Raw genomic sequence first — 17175 nt, forward strand, 5'->3', positions numbered from 1 at the left:
AGGCAAAAAATCAATTACAGCTTAGTGCATTACCCAGATTCCGCCAGCCAATACGGAGAGAACCGTGATAAACGTTTGATACACCACATCCATAATGAGATTCCCGATACTGTCTCCATCTGCCTTGCGATTTTTAATCATGACATAAGTATGTGACCAAAGACCACTTAATCCGTATATGTACATCGTTACCAATACACCAACCCAAAAGTTCCCCTGGAACCAGATGGCCATAATCCCCATAACTCCAAGCCCTACCTGGGAAAAACCGTATTTAACCTGAAATGGTCCACCAGGCCATCCTAACATTTTGGCTGTCTGATCCGCTCTGGCAATGTTGACAACATAACCAATCACTCCAACCAATCCAAACGTAACCACAAACTGATGAAGCAGCAATACTCTGCTAATCTCGCTCATTTCTCCGGGAAAACCTAACACATATAGGTGTACTCCCCCTGAAATTAGACCTAACAACCATAGAACCAAAAACCACATGCTTGTCCCACTCCCGCCGTTTGTTATTTGGAATCATTTGTAACTAAATGTACAATCTTGTAGATACACACATTATATAATCGCTTTTACTTTTGTCAATTCATACATAATTTTCTATTTTGTCGAAGCTTTTGTCATTTTTATTCTTCTATACGCAAACAAGAAAACCATATAGTTCCATTTAACTTGAAAATAATAGGAATTTAGCCCTATTATTACATTAAAAGGTTTGAATTCTACTTCTTTTTTAACGCTTCAAAAGAACCACAACTCATTTATTTGACATGGGTGATAGTTCAATTATCATCTGTTTGATCATCTACGATTACAGGATAACAGCAACGATCAATTAACCTATGATATAAAAGAATTGACATTCGATCTCTTTGTAACTATTATAGTTACAACGGTGGTGATTATCGCATGAGACAAATCAGCAGTCGCTTTTCCATTGCGGTTCATACCCTGTCCCTGATCGCTGTTATGCCCAATGAATGTACCGGAGATGTGATCGCGCAGAGTGTGAATACTAATCCCGTGATTATTCGGCGGATTATGTCCAAGCTGAAACAGGCTGGTCTGATTGACGTCAGACCCGGTGTGGGCGGTGCTTCCTTGTTGAAAGATCCGGCTGAGATTACCCTTCTTGATGTATATCGAGCGCTTGAGGTGGTGGAAGATGGGGAATTGTTTAACTTTCACAAACATCCGAATCCGAAATGTCCGGTCGGCAACATGATTGAACACACCTTGCGTGCCGAACTCATTGAGGCTCAGACAGCCATGGAACAGCGCTTGAATCGTGTAACCATACAGCAGATGATGGATCAGATTCATGTCTCTGAATAAAAAAGCTCATTGCGAGCTTTTTTTAACCCTTTCGTTGTAATCAAACCTGTTATAACAATTTTGATTACATCCATATGCAAACAAAACACATATCATAGGAGGAAAAGAAAATGAAAATTTTGGTTACTGGCGCCACAGGTCATTTGGGTTCACTGGTTGTAGAGGCATTGTTAAAAAACAATTCTGCCAAGGATGTGGCAGTAAGTGTGCGTAATCCAGAGAAAGCGGAAGGACTCCGCACTCAAGGCGTTGACGTACGTCACGGTGATTTCGATCAACCGGAGATTTTAGAGCAAGCTTTTGCTGGTGTAGACCGTCTGTTGCTCATCTCGACTGATGGTGACAATGAAACGCGAATTCGCCAACATCAGGCTGCCATTGACGCTGCCAAGAACGCAGGCGTGGGATTCATCGCTTATACAAGCGTTGTGAATGCAGAGAAAAATACCCTTTCCCTGGCGGAAGTTCACCGCGCTACAGAAAAAGCTATTCGTGAATCCGGCATTCCGTATTCCTTCCTGCGTAACAACTGGTACCTGGAAAATGAAGCAGGCAGTGTGCAAGCAGCTACGCAAGGTGCGCCTTGGGTTCATGCCACCAACAACAGCCAAGTAGGCTGGGCTACCCGCAGTGACTACGCCCATGCTGCAGCAGCTGTACTCGCAGGAGAAGGACATGAGAATACTGTGTATGAATTGTCCGGCAAGCTACGCACGCAAGCTGAACTGGCTGCCATTGTTGGTGAAGTGCTTGGACAAGAAATCAACGTGCAGAACGTGGACGATGCCGCTTACGCTGAAATCATGAAAGGCGCAGGTCTACCGGACTTTGTCGTATCGATGCTTGTTGATATGCAAAGTGCCATCCGTGAAGGCGCATTGGCTGTAGAAAGTGATACTTTAGAGAAATTGCTTGGCCGTCCGGCTCAACCACTTAGCGAAGGTATTAAATTAATTGTAGGCAAGTAAGTTTTGGATATGAGAAAGGGACACACCAACAAATGTTGGATGCGTCCCTTTTTGGTGTAGTTAAAGATCAATACAATGATATACACGTTGAACGGATGACTGTACACTCCCCGTTGATTGCGACTGCTGTAATTCAAGATAGGTGTTTATGCTTTCCACAACCGTTCATCACTCATTGCTCAAGAATATAACGTGCGGGAATATGATCGGCCAGCCAGATATTTTCGTTTCCATGATAAAAGAGGATGCCATCCATGGCCGCTTGAGCAGCATTGATTTTCAAAATGACAGGCTGATCATCCCGTCTTCGTCCCACCTGATTGGCCGTATCGATATCTGCGGACAGATGTACATATTGCCTTTGTCGCGGCTGTAAGCCATGTTCCATAATAGAATGCACTGCGCGTGCCGGGGTCCCATGGTACAGGGTTTCCGGTGGCTCAGCAGATATCTTCGATATCTTATGCGGTGTCGAATGTCCATACAATGCCCGGATGCGGCCTGTACGGATTTCATGTCTCTTTTTGTCCGAGGCTTGAATCATCTGCTCCAGATCGGCTTGCGTGACTTCCTTCCATTGCGGACTTTCATGTAAAGCCACCAGCAATTGCGAGATTTCCACCCAACCCTCTTCATCCAGTTCCAGTTCATACTCCCATGGTGCATGTCGCAGAGCGTATGAGAGTTCCTTGCTTAATTTCATCAGATCCAATGCAATCATCTCCCACATCTAATAAAACCGTCTATTTTTGCGATTGAACCGCTGTTAAAATCTCCTGAATGTTACGTTCCAATCCTTCATCATCTTCCTGATTGAATTGGCGGTGTCCATCAATCCCACGTTGGATAATCGTATTCATCACCGGATGAACCTCACGATCGGAAGCTACCCGAATCAGATCGTCGGCAAAGTCGACGGCCTGCTGCTCACTGTAGTTAAACGGCTTAATCAGCATCCGGATACTTAGTGCATGCGCTTGTGGCTCCGCCAGCTGATCCCTGTTCGTAATACCATACACCGCACCAAACCCAAAAGCAGCCATCACCTGACGCTCCAGTTCCGTCGTTTGTTCCAATGGCGTGCCCATCAGCTCACATATTTTGTCCACCATCTGCTCCAGCTCATTTGCCGCCGCAGCCAGAATTACGTCATTAATATCGTCAGCGTTGATAAATTCAGTCATATTTTTTTTCTCCATTTCTGCACCGTATTTGATCCATTCTCTCAGACTCTATGAGAACATTGTATCGGAGTTGGGGTGTACGTTTCAAATTCATCTACGAATAAAGGCGAAGTGAATGCTCCCGAAGCAGTTTTCTTACAGAAAGCTTCTAGGTCTGCTTCTTCAGTGCATGAAGATCTTTATGTATGCGTGGGGCAACTTGGTAAATGTTCATATGCGTCACTGTTAATACCAACGTGATTCATCGTTTGGCGCAGCTCCGATACAAACTCCATAAAATACACTTCAGGACTACGGCTTGCGGCATAATACTGCAAGTCATAATCGTATTTTAACCTCGAAAATACATCATGCAGATCGTCAACCAGTATCTTTTTCATATCCTCTCTCGTAATAGCTGGGTCCATGCTGCACTCGTTGGCCAGGGTCTGCATTGTCTCCTTGAGCGCCTGCTGATCGTATAACGGGTTAGACAACAGATGCTGCAAATCATACAAGTCTTTAAACCTGGGCCTCACTATCGTTTGATGCAGCTTCCATGCAATTTGGATGGAGAGTGGTACAGTGTAAGGAACGACAAAAGCTTCACCAACCATGGGTTGGTAGGATAGAGTAACAGGCTTCTCATCCAAGTCGAGGTTAAAAGATATATCAAGATGCAGTTCATCCTCATACTCATTTTCATTCCTTGGTTCACTATCAATATAAAAGGCAAGCTCCGTGTTCACCGTAGGAAAATCATCCGCCATCGCGTAGTCTATTCTTCTCCAGAAGGCATTCTCCCGAAAGCTTCGGAATATGATACCGTCATTCAGGTCCATCTCCGTTACCCGGATCATCCAGTCTGTAAATACTGCATTGGCCTGATCCTCAGTCTCAATTCGACCTGTATACAGAAAGTCGATGTCATCCACATAACGAATATTGGGATTCTCCAAATACTGTCTTGTTAATAAGCTTCCTTTTAATACAAATGGACTATTCACTAGAGAAGCGCGTTTTAATAGAGCTTCTAACACAACAATGAATCTCTCATCCTCATTTAGGAGGTGCATTTTTTTATTTTTTTCTGACACTCGTTCTCCTCCTCCATTCATCGTACTCAACATCCAATTAGATCCATCCACGATCCAGTTCTTCCCGGCTGTCATAGATGCACAGTTCATATTGCTGTTTTAACAGTTCGATCTTGTTCATTTGCAAAATGTCATGAATTTCTCCCACTCTACGATAAAAATGTTCTGCACTCTCATATTCCCGGACGGTTACGAATCTAACTTTCCCATCCGCATTCAGCGAGTTCCGTGAGATATGTCCGCCTGAGTCGGCGCATAACTGCTTCAACCTGCCCACATCATCAACATATACTTTACCGTGCCATTCAAAATAAGGCTTCGACTGCGCCAGCATCGGCTGATCAAAATACGTTTCTTCCTTAGCCGGAATTTCCACCTTCGTCCGAACAACTGTGAATCCGTTATCCCGAAACTTGGCGGCAACCTCTTCAATAACATTCTTCACTTCTTCGTAATTCGCGCTATGTACAATGCCTGTAATCATTGGCTGATTAATATATTCACCTTGGTCCAATACGATCAACACGGGCTTCACGTTCTCTTCATTACAGATGTTGATAAAGGTCTCTTTCTTGTTCCGCTTCAGATCACGCATGGTTACATGATATTCAAATTCCATCAGGTCACTTCCTTACTGGTTTTTGTCATCTCCATTGGCAAGGTACAACATTAATTACTAACTTACTACCTATGACTAGAGGGAGCTTAATCATAGCATATCAAAAAATCTGATAAGTTTTGTGCCACATTTGTGTTAAAGGAGAATGCTCTTCCGACTCTCATGAAACCAAATAAAAGCTCATTCCTACTCATAATTCAAGTAAGAAAGATCTTCTGAGAAGCTTATCCTTTTGTTCATGTATTGTACGATCTTGTATTAGTATTGTAAGTTGTTTAATAATCCGAATAAATCCATAAATTAATCAATATGCCCATTGTCAAGTGCATCCAAGGTTTCATCACTTATATCAAGTGGTTCCCTTTTAACTCGATTTGCAAGCGAAAGAAAATCAGTAGCACCAGCTACATTCAAATAACCTGCCCTTATAAAGAAATGGCCACCTCTTTCATATAGCTTTATTACTGGCTCAAACAAATCTTTATTATCAATAGCAATTTTATTTCCTTCATCAATGAGTGCGTTTAACTCTAAATAACTGGTAACAATTTCTCTAACATAACTATTATGTATCTCCTTTAGTATCTGTAATTCATCAACACTTACTTGTGACTTAGTTATTGAATTTGAAATGATAATAAAAGGATACCTACACGGACCAGAATAATATTGAAAAAATATTGATGCTCTTCTTAAGTATTCTTTACTCAAGTGAACATGTGATCTTGCTTGCTTATTTCCAATACAACCCCAATCTATTGCAGCAATACGCTTAATTGCCTGATTAAAATTTCCCATCAATTATTTCGCTCCATCTTTTGTATTTTTTATTGTCCAAGAACTTTTTTTGAATAATATTCGTATGCTCCTGGGAATTTAAATGAAGGTTTGATCAGGAGCTACATCATGTGCACCAGGAGGATCGTTTAAATACCATTTTCACTTTATTCGAATTTAAATTTATTCCCCTCAATTGTTATTTGATTTCCTTACTCAATATTTACCTTCATATTAAAATTTGTGATTCATCTTTTTTTATACTTCCGATTGATTTAGGGTGTTACATCTACGACTAAATTTAATAAAAAGGCAAGAAAACAAAAAACAGCTCAATTATGCTGTTAAATAACTAAATTGGACCTATAACGTATAACACAATTACTTTACATTAGCTTTTTTCTACAGCTATTTATTTTGACTATTTAAATAATTCTTTACGAACTGTTTATTCTTTTCTTTTTCAGGAAGTAATCCTAAATATTTATACTCAAAAATCATTTGTCTTTGAGTTGGGGTTACAGTTGAAGCTATTACATCTTCATAATCATAATAAATTTTCAACTTACCAGGATGCTTTAAAGTTAAGGTTAAATTTGTCCACGTCTCTTGATCATTGTCTATAAAAATTTGTCTTAATTGTTTAAATTTTGTTTGTAATTCTAATAATAAGTTATCATAAGTTTTTTCAATCAGTCTATATTTTTCAGGAATATCATGAGAGTATATAAACTCCTCATTCTCAGAAGTGTTGAAATAAAAGTATACCTCTCTGGATCCATCTAGTATTTCGGCGTACAAATAAATCTCATTCCAGTTATCACTAGGTATCATACTTAGAATATGCTCTGCTATCATGGGATAAAGAGGATCCATCTGTTGCTCCATTATTCCTCTAACCTCCAATTTAATTCTCTATTGTAATTTTCTTTGTCCTACTCCATCTATCGAGTACTCTACTATCAAACTATCATTGATTAAACACATTTACATAAATATTCAAAATATGGGGATCGTTCTAACACCAATTCTAGTACTTGTTTTCTATTTTCCACTTTGAACAAAACCTCCGTTTACCAAAGATTAAAATTGCTGGGTTTGAATACCCATTTTCCTCCTTCATCCACATAGCCCCATTCTCCATTAAATGTAACACAGCCAAGGTTATTGTAAAAAGAATCAGCTGTTGTAAATATATTTTTAATAATATAATTTCCATTTTTGTTAATGTATCCATACATATCCTTACTTTCAACTGGTGCTAAATTATTTTGAAATTCACCTACACTTTGAAATTTATCTTTGATAACCCTACTCCCCAAGTGATCTATAAATCCCCATTTTCCATTTGCTTTTAATTTGAATCCTCCTAATCCTTCGGAAAAACTTGAAACTTGATAATACTCAGGTTGTATAAGAAACTCCCCTTGTTGATTAATAAAGCCATAGAATTCACCGTCCACTGAGGCTTCAGCTAATCCCTCTGAAAAATTGGATACTGAATTAAATTGATAATCAATTTTCAGCTCACCTCTATCATTTATAAAACCAAATTTTGTCCCTTGCTTTACTAAAGCCAATCCATTTGAAAATGTACCCATAACATCAAAAATTGGATCTATAATAATTTCACCAGATACCCCAAAAATACCTACTTTCTTGTTTTTCTCCGCTATAACTGAAAACCCCGGATTTATTCCATGTATTCTATCAAAGATTGGTTCTATTACAAACTCTCCTTGCTTATTAATACATCCATACTTTCCTTTATAATAAACCAATGCTAAGCCATGTTCGAAGTCCCCTAGAAAGTCGGCACTCAATTCAATTACCCATTCGTTTTCAGTATTTATATATCCTTCCTTATCATCGAACGTCCAAACATATGCTAAACCTTCACAAAAATTGTTTACAGCCTTATAAGAAGGCTCAATTATAATGTCACCTTGTTTATTAATAAAACCATACTTCTCATTTATTTTAATTTTATAAAGATTATTATCCTTCATTTTATAAATTCTCCCATTAATCTTCTTTTTCACTGCTAATACTTCATAACTAAAAAGCAGACTTGGCAAAGAACGTCCATCTAAAGCTCTTCTACCTTTGTCTTTCAGGGAATATATGTATAACATACGGATTAAACCCCATTATGCTGCAACTTCTAAGTGATACCATGTTTTCCCGTATGGTTGTTTTCCTCTTAGAATTGAAACAGTCTAATGATTAAGATAAACTAGGTATTTTCTTGCCGGGCTTCTTACAAGCATTCGTACAGAACCATCTAAACGGACGTTAAAACACTTACACGACTTTGACTTTGTGAAACATTACTTTATGTTCATACTGTTTCCTTAAAAACTTTCCCTAGCTGCTCACAGCTACAATTCTATGCTCTGATAATGAACAGCTTGAATGACCTGTTTTGTAGACTCCCAGCGATAGTGCCCTGCTTTGTCTGAGGGTTAAGGTAAGGTACAGAAAAATCTAGGATAAATTTAACTTATTACTTCTTTAATTCGAATAGATAGATCTCTCTTCTCATCTTCTGTTAATTTTTCACCTCATCATTTAAATCAAATTCTTCCAAATCATTTTCAAATTCTAAAATCTGTTCGTTTTCCTTAATTTCATATTTAATTAGTATTTCAACAAGTATAGTTTTTACCAGGATTTTCACTAAGTTCGTGTGAATTTATATTGTTTTATTTATTTCTGTTTGGTCCAATGAATTTCACACCAGATATAAATTAAGCCTATTCCTCCGTAGAAATGTCCAAGTTGGAATAGGCTGGCAGGCTATGATTTTCGTTCATTGTTCATACTGCAATTTATTCGATAGGCCCCATAAATTGAGTGATTAAATAAATATGCTCAATAAGTTTAACTTTGCTTAAACTCTCAATTCTTTCATATCCACCAAGTCCAAGAATTGGAACATATCCGAAACATTCATCAAATTTTATTTCACCATATTTTTCAATTGCTTCAGTAAAAGGTAACCAATCTAGCTCTTCTTCTAAAAAACTCTCATCGTTTATATCTTCAAGGAAGAAATCAAATCCAGCAGCTATTACATTTACCGTACCTTTCCGATAATTAAGTAGGTTTAAGTATCTTCCTTTTTCCCAAACAATTAGATCTCCCATAGATGTAGTAAACAATGGAATTGAATCCTCATGTCTAACGTACAGGTCTACTAATATTCCCTTGAAATCATCAGGATTTATTATTTTCAAATAACCATTCAGGATACTTCCAAAGCCGTATTCACTCCAAATATCGGTAATTTCTGTAGGAATTAATCCTTTATAATTTTCGATAACTGTATCCGATGCTTTCTCTTCTAACACAAAAAACTGGAACGCAGTTGGCTTATCTGACATACAAGTCACCTCAGTACTTTAATTTAATATTTAGAAAGGTTGATTCTCTTTCTTCTTTGGTCATGTTACTTGCAATTCCCCTCATTTTTTTTGTTTCTAAATCTGCTTGTCTGATTGGTACAGGGAGTCTACTTTCCTTATTAATTAACGCTAATGTAAGGTCTGTAGCAGTATCGATATTTATCCAATTACCACAGGAGACGAAAATGGGCTTTACACTTTTATGTGTTCGTAATGCTCTCCCATAGATTTTGTTATTTATCACAATATCAGAGAAAGCCCCTTCTTCTTCATCAGGCATAATAAAATCAACCCCGTCAATTTTCAAGTAGCTTTTTGCAATACCTATTGTTGGTTTATTTAAATAAAAGGAAGCATGCGTTGCAATCCCCATATTCCTAGGGTGTAAGTACCCATTTCCATCAAACATAACGATATCTGGTTCATTAATTAAGGTGTTAAATGTTTTTAAAATTAATGGTAATTCTCTGAAAGATAAATATCCTGGTATATACGGGACCGCAATTTCATCTGTCATAGATTTCGTCTCTATAACATTTTTCGTCATAAAATCCACGACACATATACAACAAACTTCAATTGTCGTTTCATTTTCCTCCCAATATGCCAGGTCAATACCTGCAATCAGCAGAATATTTTCTTTGTGGAAATCATTTTCTAATTTTATTTTCCGAGTTAAATCATACTGAATTTTATCAAATTCATCTATTATTTTATTCATTAACTTATTTTGCACGCGCATCATATTTTTCGATCATTTTCTTTTCAAATTCACTTGGCTCTAATTTTTCATTAATTAGTACCCCTTCTATATCCCACTCTCTATATGTTATGGCAAATCCATATTTGTAATTCGCGATTGATTTATGATTACCATTCTCAAACCAAGAGATAAATTCTCCTGTTATTACACCTTTGCTCATTTTCTGGAAGCTTGAAATTCTGCCAGATTCATAATAGTTCACATAGTCTCCATCAGCCAATCCATTTTATAGTAAGAGTAATATGCTAAATTCCCATTATCGTATCTTTCATATAAAAGACCAGATATAGGTTTCCCTCCATCCTCTATCGGTTTATCAAAAACTTCTTGCCCACTATTTCCAGAAAAACAAACATCATCAGTAAATTCTATACCTGTTAACAATACATCTTCCATTCGCAAAATATTAACATCAATCATTTAATATCATCCACTCATTTAGATTATTTGGGTAAATCAGATTCTATTTTAAAATCCCGTAAAATATAATTACAGTGCGGACATGTTTGGAATGGTATATCGATGACTGGCTTTGATGAGCCTCCAGGTTTTATCACATATATTAAGATATCATCAATAGTAGCACTCGGATTATCCAATAATGCCTTATTAGCTGCATACACCTCAGCATGCGATCCTGAACCATGTGTATACAAACTATAGGAATCATAAATGTCGTCTGGCATATTTTCTATTCTAAAATGTACCTTATGAGATGGACTTTTTTTAAAGTGTCCATCTCATAAGGTACACTTTAGTTTGGATTTTTTGGATAATAAAGGGGGATAAAAAACCACAATACAGCGTTTAGCTCGCATTGTGGCGTTGTTGTTTGTATCATTCTAAATACAGATCGTTGAAAAAACAAATTTATCTATAAATTTTGAAGTTTAGTTAAGACTTCCTTGATTCGCATAGAAAGATCCAACTTTTCATTTTCTGACAATTGTTCCCCCACATCATTCATATCAAAATGCTCTAATTCATTTTTTATTTTCAAAAACTCCCCTTTAGCATTAATTCTATATCTGATAAGTAGTTCTGCAAGTGTTGTTCTAACAACTATTTTTTCACTTAATGTACTCCTACATTCACGCTCGAATCGTTCCATTATTTCCTCAACAAGCTCAATTGCATCTTTCTTCTCATTGAATAAAATCCCAAAGTAATTTTTAACTTCCTTTTCTATTTCAAAGTAGTAATATCTTGTATTCGGACTATAATCTACAGGTATACTTTCAATTCCATCAAGCACCATATCTCTTCGTTCTAATATGTCCTGATAGTCATCTGGAGCTATTTCATGTTGTAACTTATTTAAATCTAGAGAATTTAATGCATCAATTATCTTTTGTTTCGATTTGACAAAAATTTTCGAATGTGTTAAATGAATTCTCCCTTCCGCAATAGACAATACTGCTTTTTCCATTTCACCTCTTTTATCCATACCGAAGTATGCCTCACATGTGCAAGCAAGAGCTTCAGGACCACTCATTCCCTCACTTTTAAAATAAAAATAGTTTTCATAAAAAGCTCCAAATAAAGCCTCATAGTTTCGTTTCACTTTATGTCCTCCCAATAAATTTCTTATGGCTCAACTATCTTATCACCATTATGGATTACCTCAATATCAATATTGGGATAATCTTTGTGAAACTTTTCTATAATTCTACTACAACTTCCACATGTATCTAATTCGGTAAATAATTTAATTTTTCCACGAGCTTTTGATGGATCTGGCAATTTATCAAGTCTAGAGGCCAAATCATTGAGAATTTTATACTCAGTATCATTGTCTCTTAATCTTACATTACCACTCCTATCTGGTGCTTCATTAGCCTCGTACTTTGGTTTTGTTGGTTTTAATGAATAATCAGCATAGGTCTTTTCCTTATTATCCCCGTTCAAACTACTATGAGAATAAAATTAATTCTTGTCAATTCCTTCAATTTCTACCTTCGCATACGCAAAATTTAGATCACCTTTAATCCTATTAGAAAGCTTACTTCTTAACACTTTAACTTTATCAATAATAAAACCTTCTGTTTCTAAATCAATTACTCTTGTTAGGAATACTTTTCCATGACTTACATTTGGAACTTTATCCGTCCCCTCAGCCTCTGATTCACCTTTTTGCCTTTCTTCCTCTTTTTTCTTTTTATCATCTTTACCTTTTCCTTTTTTCTTCGATGAATCTTGTTTCCACTGATTATGACTGTTGGGAATCTGATTATCTTTCTTGTTAGTGCTAGATGAATTTGTTCCTTCACCCTTGCTCGACTTTTCCCTGTACCTGTATGTGATCCTGTAGTATCCGGTTCTCCGGATGTTTGGGTCTTCTTACTGGTATTCGGAGTTGGATCCTCTATCTTTCCACTCTTGATGGTCCTGTTTCTTCACCATTCCCAGGCTTCTTCCCTGTACCTGAACTTGAACCCGTACTATCCGTTTCACCCGATGATTTGGACTTCTTACTGCTGCTCGGGGTCTGATTCGGTTTATTGCCATTGCTGGAGGAACTGGTTCCTGCCCGTCGCTTGACTTATTCCCAGCGCTCCATTCTTACTTAGTTTTAAGGTTAATCAGAATCTTATCGTCTCTATTACTTAGAACAATTATTCAATAAAAAAAAGACTCATCCCCCTCGTTGATTAGGTTGGAATAAGCCTTTGAAATCAAAATCCTTCGAATTCATACTTAGTTTGATTTATTTTAATTTGACTTTTAGACAACTAGTCTTCTTCTACCACTTAGAATTTATCGTTATAACATTTTAATTATTTTATCCTTAACATTTTCGTCAAATAGAGCCCCCTCCACAATAGCCCCTTTCCAAACTACATTTTCAAGATTCGCACCTATAAAATTAGCGTCTGTAAAATTCCCATTACAAAGTGTCGCTCCAGAGAAGTCCCCCTCGATAAAATTAGCATTACAAGCATTGACTTCAGACAAGTTTGCATTCAAGAATGTCCCATTTTCAAAGTTTCCATTTGATAGATTAGATTTACTTAAATCCGTACCAGAAAAACTCACCTGACTAGCGTTGATATCAGATAAATTTGCATTACGAAAATCCGAATTAATGAAAGTTGATCCAATTAATTCTCCTTGAGATAAATTCACTTCGCCAAAACATGCTTCTGAAGACATGCTTATGTTTATTTTTGCATATTTCATATTTGCCTTATAGAAGTTCGCTCTACTAAAGGAACAATCTGCAATATCCGTTCCCTCTAAACTGGAGTTATTAAAGTCAGCTTGTTCAAAATCACAATCCAAGAAAGAGGCTTCATTTAATGAAGATGCTTTTAATAAAACCCTTTTTGCAATAACTCCATCCGCCATAACATGTGATAAATCCAAGAAAGTTAGATCCATATCGCTAATATCTAATCCATCAATGACCTCATCATTGGATTTTGATCTATTGAAAACTTCTATAATCCTTGTTCTTTCATCTCTATTTTGAACCATTCACTTCCACCTCTCAAATATCATATTCATCTTCTTAGATATTCCTTCCAAACCATATTCGGATGGAACGACACCCCCATCCGATCTTCATCAAAACATGGGATAGCGAAAACTTGGGATGGTTCCAAGTATTTCATTACACGTAACCAGTTATCAATTAACCTATCTTCTTCAGTTTCAAATGACCCATTGAATATATCAATACCGATGCCACCCCAGTTAAGTTTAGAAACTACACCTGGACTATTAAGTAAAACTTCCCGATCAATCATATCTAATATATAAGAGCCAAAATATGTTCGCGATCCCACCCCTAAAGGTCCATTTTGAAGAAATTGGACAGGTACAGGATAAGAGCATGCATCCATCCAGATATGCTGTTTCTGATGTTCATTACTCCAAGGGTAATAAGATTCTCCAAAAATATGTGTAACTCCATAGCTAGGTTTTACAATTTCTGCAATTTTATCAGATAATTCAAAAAACGTTGGCCACAATATTCTTGGCATTGACTTATGAAAATCAAACTTCAAAAAAGAACGTGAACTCATATTCAATTCAAAACTGCCAGAAAATTTCACAGCTTTATTGCGATATAGATGAACTTCAGAAATACCACAAACTGAGAATACTTTTTCAAAAATTTCATTGCGGTTATATCCGGTTTTAACCATCTCATTACTTCCCCAATGGGTAGGAGTAAATTTCTCGGTTGCCTCAAACGCATCCAGTATATGGCCTAGTACTTCTCTCTGGTTTAAATCAACTGTCGGGTACATTATAATCGAAAATAACTCAGGCTTCATAGATATTCTCCTTACTAATAAAACATTTTAATTGTATATTGTTTTTATATTTCCCCATCTGACTCCGCTATTTTTTTGATTAAAACACTGCCTGTGCTGCGACGGCCGGTTCATCTCCATGTAAAATCTCAGACGGAATCATAGACCGTAGCATCTAGTGAATCCCTATGCCAAGAAACGGCGCTCTTTCACAGAGGAATTGACATTTTAAGTTTATTCCACAAGTCTGTATCCACCTTATTCTATATCAACTGTTCATCAGCAGAGTTCTTTCTTCGCTTTAACAATCGCTGAACGGTTTAATTGAGTTGCGGACGATATGAAAAAACCTTCGTTTTAGCCGCCTTGCTCTTAATTGTGGTGGTATCTATCCTAAAAGATGCGATTTACCGCTATTTCAGCCTCCCTATCGTGGCGGCTTATTCTAAAGTTTCGAAAAAAACGCAAGAAAACGAAGATAACAAAAAACAGATCAATTAAGGTGGTGTCTGACCATAATCAACCTGTTTGATGTATAGGAATAGCGTTATTTAGGTTATAAAATTAAAGCATTTGATATGCGTACAACCGAAATGAAGAAATCAATCTTTATACAGGTATTACATGAGTTATATGTGTTATTGGTTGAACGATGGGTTCATTCGGCACTACTAATTCTCAATATTTTAAAAGATGCTCATAGCTTTGCGTGATATAAAGTAGATGAGAAATCATCTTAAGCGCTATGTTCTTTTTGAATTTGCTCGAACCATTCCTTTGCAATGTCGTCTGCAGTTTTTACAGGATCATTTGAATAAACCCGTTCATATTTATATTCTGCTTTAAGGCTATTTTTTGTAACATCATATACCAATTTTATTTCAGTTGGCATTTCTCTTTTGTGTTCGTCGCATGATCTATATATCTTTTCAATATCATCATTAATAATATTCAAAACGCCTTTTTGTCTTTCGACTGATATGTCATATAGAAAACCATAACTATCATCTAATGCATCGTTAAGTTTGTGTTTCTTTACAAGCTTACCGTTAATAAAACAGAAGAAATCACTGGAAATAACTCTTTCTTCAAATGAACAATAGATATATATTTTTTCCGCTCTTTTGTGAACATACTCTAAACAAATGGAGACCATATCCGCTTGAAGTTCACTAAAAATATCTTCAAATACTTTGCTCATAGTAACCTGCCTTTTTTAATTTAATATACTCTTTGAAAAAACTTCCCCATCAATTTCATATTGCACATTAAATTTAGATGGGCGCACACTATCTCCGTCATATTTCACTTCAACATTTACTTTTACTTGTTTCCCTTCTTTAATCGCATTAGCCCATTGATTCTCGATTTTCTTATATTGGTTTAAATTCACATTACTTAGTTGAGAAACAAGGTTATCAATTTCTGGTGAGCCACCAAATCTATCCCCTGCCAAATGACCCGCATGGTCGCCTGGCTCTTTGCCTGGAGTAACTGGATCATGAGATAATCTGCTACCCCTCTCAGTTAATTTTAAATCGTCAGCAGTAAATTTTTCAAGTCTTCCCTCACTATCAGTTTTATAGATATATTCATATTCACCAGTTTTATATGTTACATTTGGCTTTAGCTTCCCATCTACTATATGACTTCCATCACGTAAAACATCATCAGCCGGGCTATCAACCTTACCAATTCCACCCGTCCCCTCAGCCTCTGATTCACTTTTTTGTCTTTCTTCCTCTTCCCTTTTACGTTGTTCCTCCTCTTTTTTCTTTTTATCATTTTTACCTTTTCCTTTTTTCTTCGATGAATCTTGTTTCCACTGATTATGACTGTTGGGAATCTGATTATTTTTCTTGTTAGTGCTAGATGAATTTGTTCCTTCACCCTCGCTCGACTTTTTTCCTGTACCTGTATTTGATCCTGTAGTATCAGGTTCTCCGGATGTTTGGGTCTTCTTACTGGTATTCGGAGTTGGATCCTCTATCTTTCCACTACTTGATGGTCCTGTTTCTTCACCATCGCCAGACTTCTTCCCTGTACCTGGACTCGATGCAGTAGCATCCGTTTCACCTGACGATTGCGACTTCTTACTACTGCTCGGGGTCTGATTCGGTTTCTTGCCATTGCTGGAGGAACTTGTTCCTGCCCCGTCGCTTGACTGATTCCCAGCGTTCGAGCTAGTTTTCCCTCCGGAACCCACTTCCCCGGCATTACCCGACTCTTTGGGCTTGTTTTTTCCCAAGTTGCTCCAAGGCTGAAACCGGACGACCTGACTCTCCTTATAATAATCGCTGACGGCTTTAACCATCACATCTTTTGACTTTTTCACAAATGTCTTTGTTTTGCTTGTAGCCGGTTTGTCTGTCGTCGTTGTTCCTTTAGAAGCAGCTTGGAGAACCCGTTGTACCTGGCTGGTCTGAGGGTTCGGGTACACCTGAAGAACCCTTTTTCGTGCTTACTCTGCCCGTAAATCCATTGAACTCCCCGTCTAACCCTTTCATAGTCATCTCGTGTTGCTCGAATTCACCCATCAGGGTAGATAATTCTTCTTCGCTTATCGGAGCCATAATTCGCCGGGCAAGATACTTCTTCTGTTCGACCGTCAGATTCTGTTTCTGCCAGTAATTATAGTCACCCATTTCCTCGGCGGTGATGTCTATTCTTCCGATATCTCGAGCAATGCTGTTATGATAAGGGCCAAAAAAGAGTTCATATTTAATGTCATTCTGCTTCACATCCCCATAATACACGAGTGCTTCCTTCAAC

The 17175-nt window shown here is 37.2% G+C and carries 20 protein-coding genes and 1 pseudogene; 2 read left to right on the forward strand and 19 right to left on the reverse strand.

Translation table 11 applies throughout. From position 1 onward, the window contains the following. Positions 1 to 21 precede the first annotated feature (21 nt). Positions 22 to 498 (reverse strand): DUF6790 family protein, encoded by a 477-nt coding sequence (locus MKZ13_RS22065; protein WP_026080959.1) that lies wholly within the window; start codon positions 496 to 498, stop codon positions 22 to 24. 423 nt (positions 499 to 921) lie between these two features. Here MKZ13_RS22065 and MKZ13_RS22070 point away from each other — a divergent pair, with 423 nt between their 5' ends. Continuing rightward, the gene (locus tag MKZ13_RS22070; RefSeq protein ID WP_150364426.1) at positions 922 to 1347 is read left to right on the forward strand and encodes an Rrf2 family transcriptional regulator; all 426 of its coding nucleotides are present in this window, start codon (positions 922 to 924) and stop codon (positions 1345 to 1347) included. 110 nt (positions 1348 to 1457) lie between these two features. Continuing rightward, on the forward strand, positions 1458 to 2315 hold the full coding sequence (locus tag MKZ13_RS22075) for an SDR family oxidoreductase (protein WP_339178171.1): 858 nt from the start codon (positions 1458 to 1460) through the stop codon (positions 2313 to 2315). Positions 2316 to 2487: 172 nt separating this feature from the next. Here MKZ13_RS22075 and MKZ13_RS22080 read toward each other — a convergent pair whose 3' ends face one another. The 18 genes and pseudogenes from MKZ13_RS22080 to MKZ13_RS22165 all read right to left on the reverse strand — a co-directional run bounded on the left by MKZ13_RS22080 (position 2488) and on the right by MKZ13_RS22165 (position 17174). Beyond that, the gene (locus MKZ13_RS22080) at positions 2488 to 3027 is read right to left on the reverse strand and encodes an RNA 2'-phosphotransferase (protein ID WP_339178173.1); all 540 of its coding nucleotides are present in this window, start codon (positions 3025 to 3027) and stop codon (positions 2488 to 2490) included. Positions 3028 to 3058: 31 nt separating this feature from the next. Beyond that, on the reverse strand, positions 3059 to 3499 hold the full coding sequence (imm48, locus tag MKZ13_RS22085; RefSeq protein WP_339178176.1) for an Imm48 family immunity protein: 441 nt from the start codon (positions 3497 to 3499) through the stop codon (positions 3059 to 3061). Between the two features lie 179 nt (positions 3500 to 3678). After that, a complete protein-coding gene (locus MKZ13_RS22090; RefSeq protein ID WP_339178178.1) occupies positions 3679 to 4575 on the reverse strand; it encodes a nucleotidyl transferase AbiEii/AbiGii toxin family protein in 897 nt (298 codons plus the stop codon). Between the two features lie 37 nt (positions 4576 to 4612). Then, positions 4613 to 5194: a hypothetical protein gene (locus MKZ13_RS22095; RefSeq protein WP_339178180.1), complete on the reverse strand. Its 582-nt coding sequence runs from the start codon at positions 5192 to 5194 to the stop codon at positions 4613 to 4615. Positions 5195 to 5494: 300 nt separating this feature from the next. Continuing rightward, the gene (locus MKZ13_RS22100) at positions 5495 to 5992 is read right to left on the reverse strand and encodes a hypothetical protein (RefSeq protein ID WP_339178182.1); all 498 of its coding nucleotides are present in this window, start codon (positions 5990 to 5992) and stop codon (positions 5495 to 5497) included. Between the two features lie 387 nt (positions 5993 to 6379). Continuing rightward, positions 6380 to 6859, reverse strand: coding sequence for an antitoxin YezG family protein (locus tag MKZ13_RS22105; RefSeq protein WP_339178185.1), 480 nt, complete (start codon positions 6857 to 6859; stop codon positions 6380 to 6382). A gap of 185 nt (positions 6860 to 7044) precedes the next feature. Beyond that, complete coding sequence (locus tag MKZ13_RS22110; protein ID WP_339178188.1) at positions 7045 to 8106, reverse strand: WG repeat-containing protein; 1062 nt, start codon at positions 8104 to 8106, stop codon at positions 7045 to 7047. 696 nt (positions 8107 to 8802) lie between these two features. After that, the gene (locus MKZ13_RS22115) at positions 8803 to 9357 is read right to left on the reverse strand and encodes a T6SS immunity protein Tdi1 domain-containing protein (protein WP_339178191.1); all 555 of its coding nucleotides are present in this window, start codon (positions 9355 to 9357) and stop codon (positions 8803 to 8805) included. A 10-nt stretch (positions 9358 to 9367) separates the two neighbouring features. After that, a complete protein-coding gene (locus MKZ13_RS22120) occupies positions 9368 to 10123 on the reverse strand; it encodes an endonuclease V (RefSeq protein ID WP_339178194.1) in 756 nt (251 codons plus the stop codon). Beyond that, positions 10104 to 10301 carry a hypothetical protein gene (locus tag MKZ13_RS22125; RefSeq protein WP_339178197.1) on the reverse strand — a complete coding sequence of 66 codons (198 nt, stop codon included), beginning with the start codon at positions 10299 to 10301 and terminating at the stop codon, positions 10104 to 10106. Before MKZ13_RS22125 ends, MKZ13_RS22120 begins: the two co-directional genes overlap by 20 nt. A 38-nt stretch (positions 10302 to 10339) precedes the next feature. After that, positions 10340 to 10537, reverse strand: coding sequence for a hypothetical protein (locus MKZ13_RS22130; RefSeq protein WP_339178200.1), 198 nt, complete (start codon positions 10535 to 10537; stop codon positions 10340 to 10342). Between the two features lie 478 nt (positions 10538 to 11015). After that, a complete protein-coding gene (locus MKZ13_RS22135; protein ID WP_339178202.1) occupies positions 11016 to 11705 on the reverse strand; it encodes an Imm3 family immunity protein in 690 nt (229 codons plus the stop codon). A 23-nt stretch (positions 11706 to 11728) separates the two neighbouring features. Then, a pseudogene (locus tag MKZ13_RS22140) lies at positions 11729 to 12055 on the reverse strand (deaminase domain-containing protein); the annotation flags it as partial. Between the two features lie 849 nt (positions 12056 to 12904). After that, positions 12905 to 13618 carry a pentapeptide repeat-containing protein gene (locus MKZ13_RS22145; RefSeq protein WP_339178205.1) on the reverse strand — a complete coding sequence of 238 codons (714 nt, stop codon included), beginning with the start codon at positions 13616 to 13618 and terminating at the stop codon, positions 12905 to 12907. 26 nt (positions 13619 to 13644) lie between these two features. Further along, a complete protein-coding gene (locus tag MKZ13_RS22150; protein WP_339178206.1) occupies positions 13645 to 14424 on the reverse strand; it encodes a hypothetical protein in 780 nt (259 codons plus the stop codon). Positions 14425 to 15139: 715 nt separating this feature from the next. Then, on the reverse strand, positions 15140 to 15604 hold the full coding sequence (locus MKZ13_RS22155; RefSeq protein WP_339178208.1) for a DUF600 domain-containing protein: 465 nt from the start codon (positions 15602 to 15604) through the stop codon (positions 15140 to 15142). A gap of 15 nt (positions 15605 to 15619) precedes the next feature. Continuing rightward, complete coding sequence (locus tag MKZ13_RS22160) at positions 15620 to 16651, reverse strand: DNA/RNA non-specific endonuclease (RefSeq protein ID WP_339178210.1); 1032 nt, start codon at positions 16649 to 16651, stop codon at positions 15620 to 15622. A 136-nt stretch (positions 16652 to 16787) separates the two neighbouring features. After that, positions 16788 to 17174, reverse strand: coding sequence for a hypothetical protein (locus tag MKZ13_RS22165; RefSeq protein WP_221821888.1), 387 nt, complete (start codon positions 17172 to 17174; stop codon positions 16788 to 16790). Position 17175: the final 1 nt, after the last annotated feature.

Origin of the sequence: Paenibacillus sp. FSL R5-0701, assembly GCF_037973995.1 — a bacterium.
Lineage (GTDB): Bacteria > Bacillota > Bacilli > Paenibacillales > Paenibacillaceae > Paenibacillus.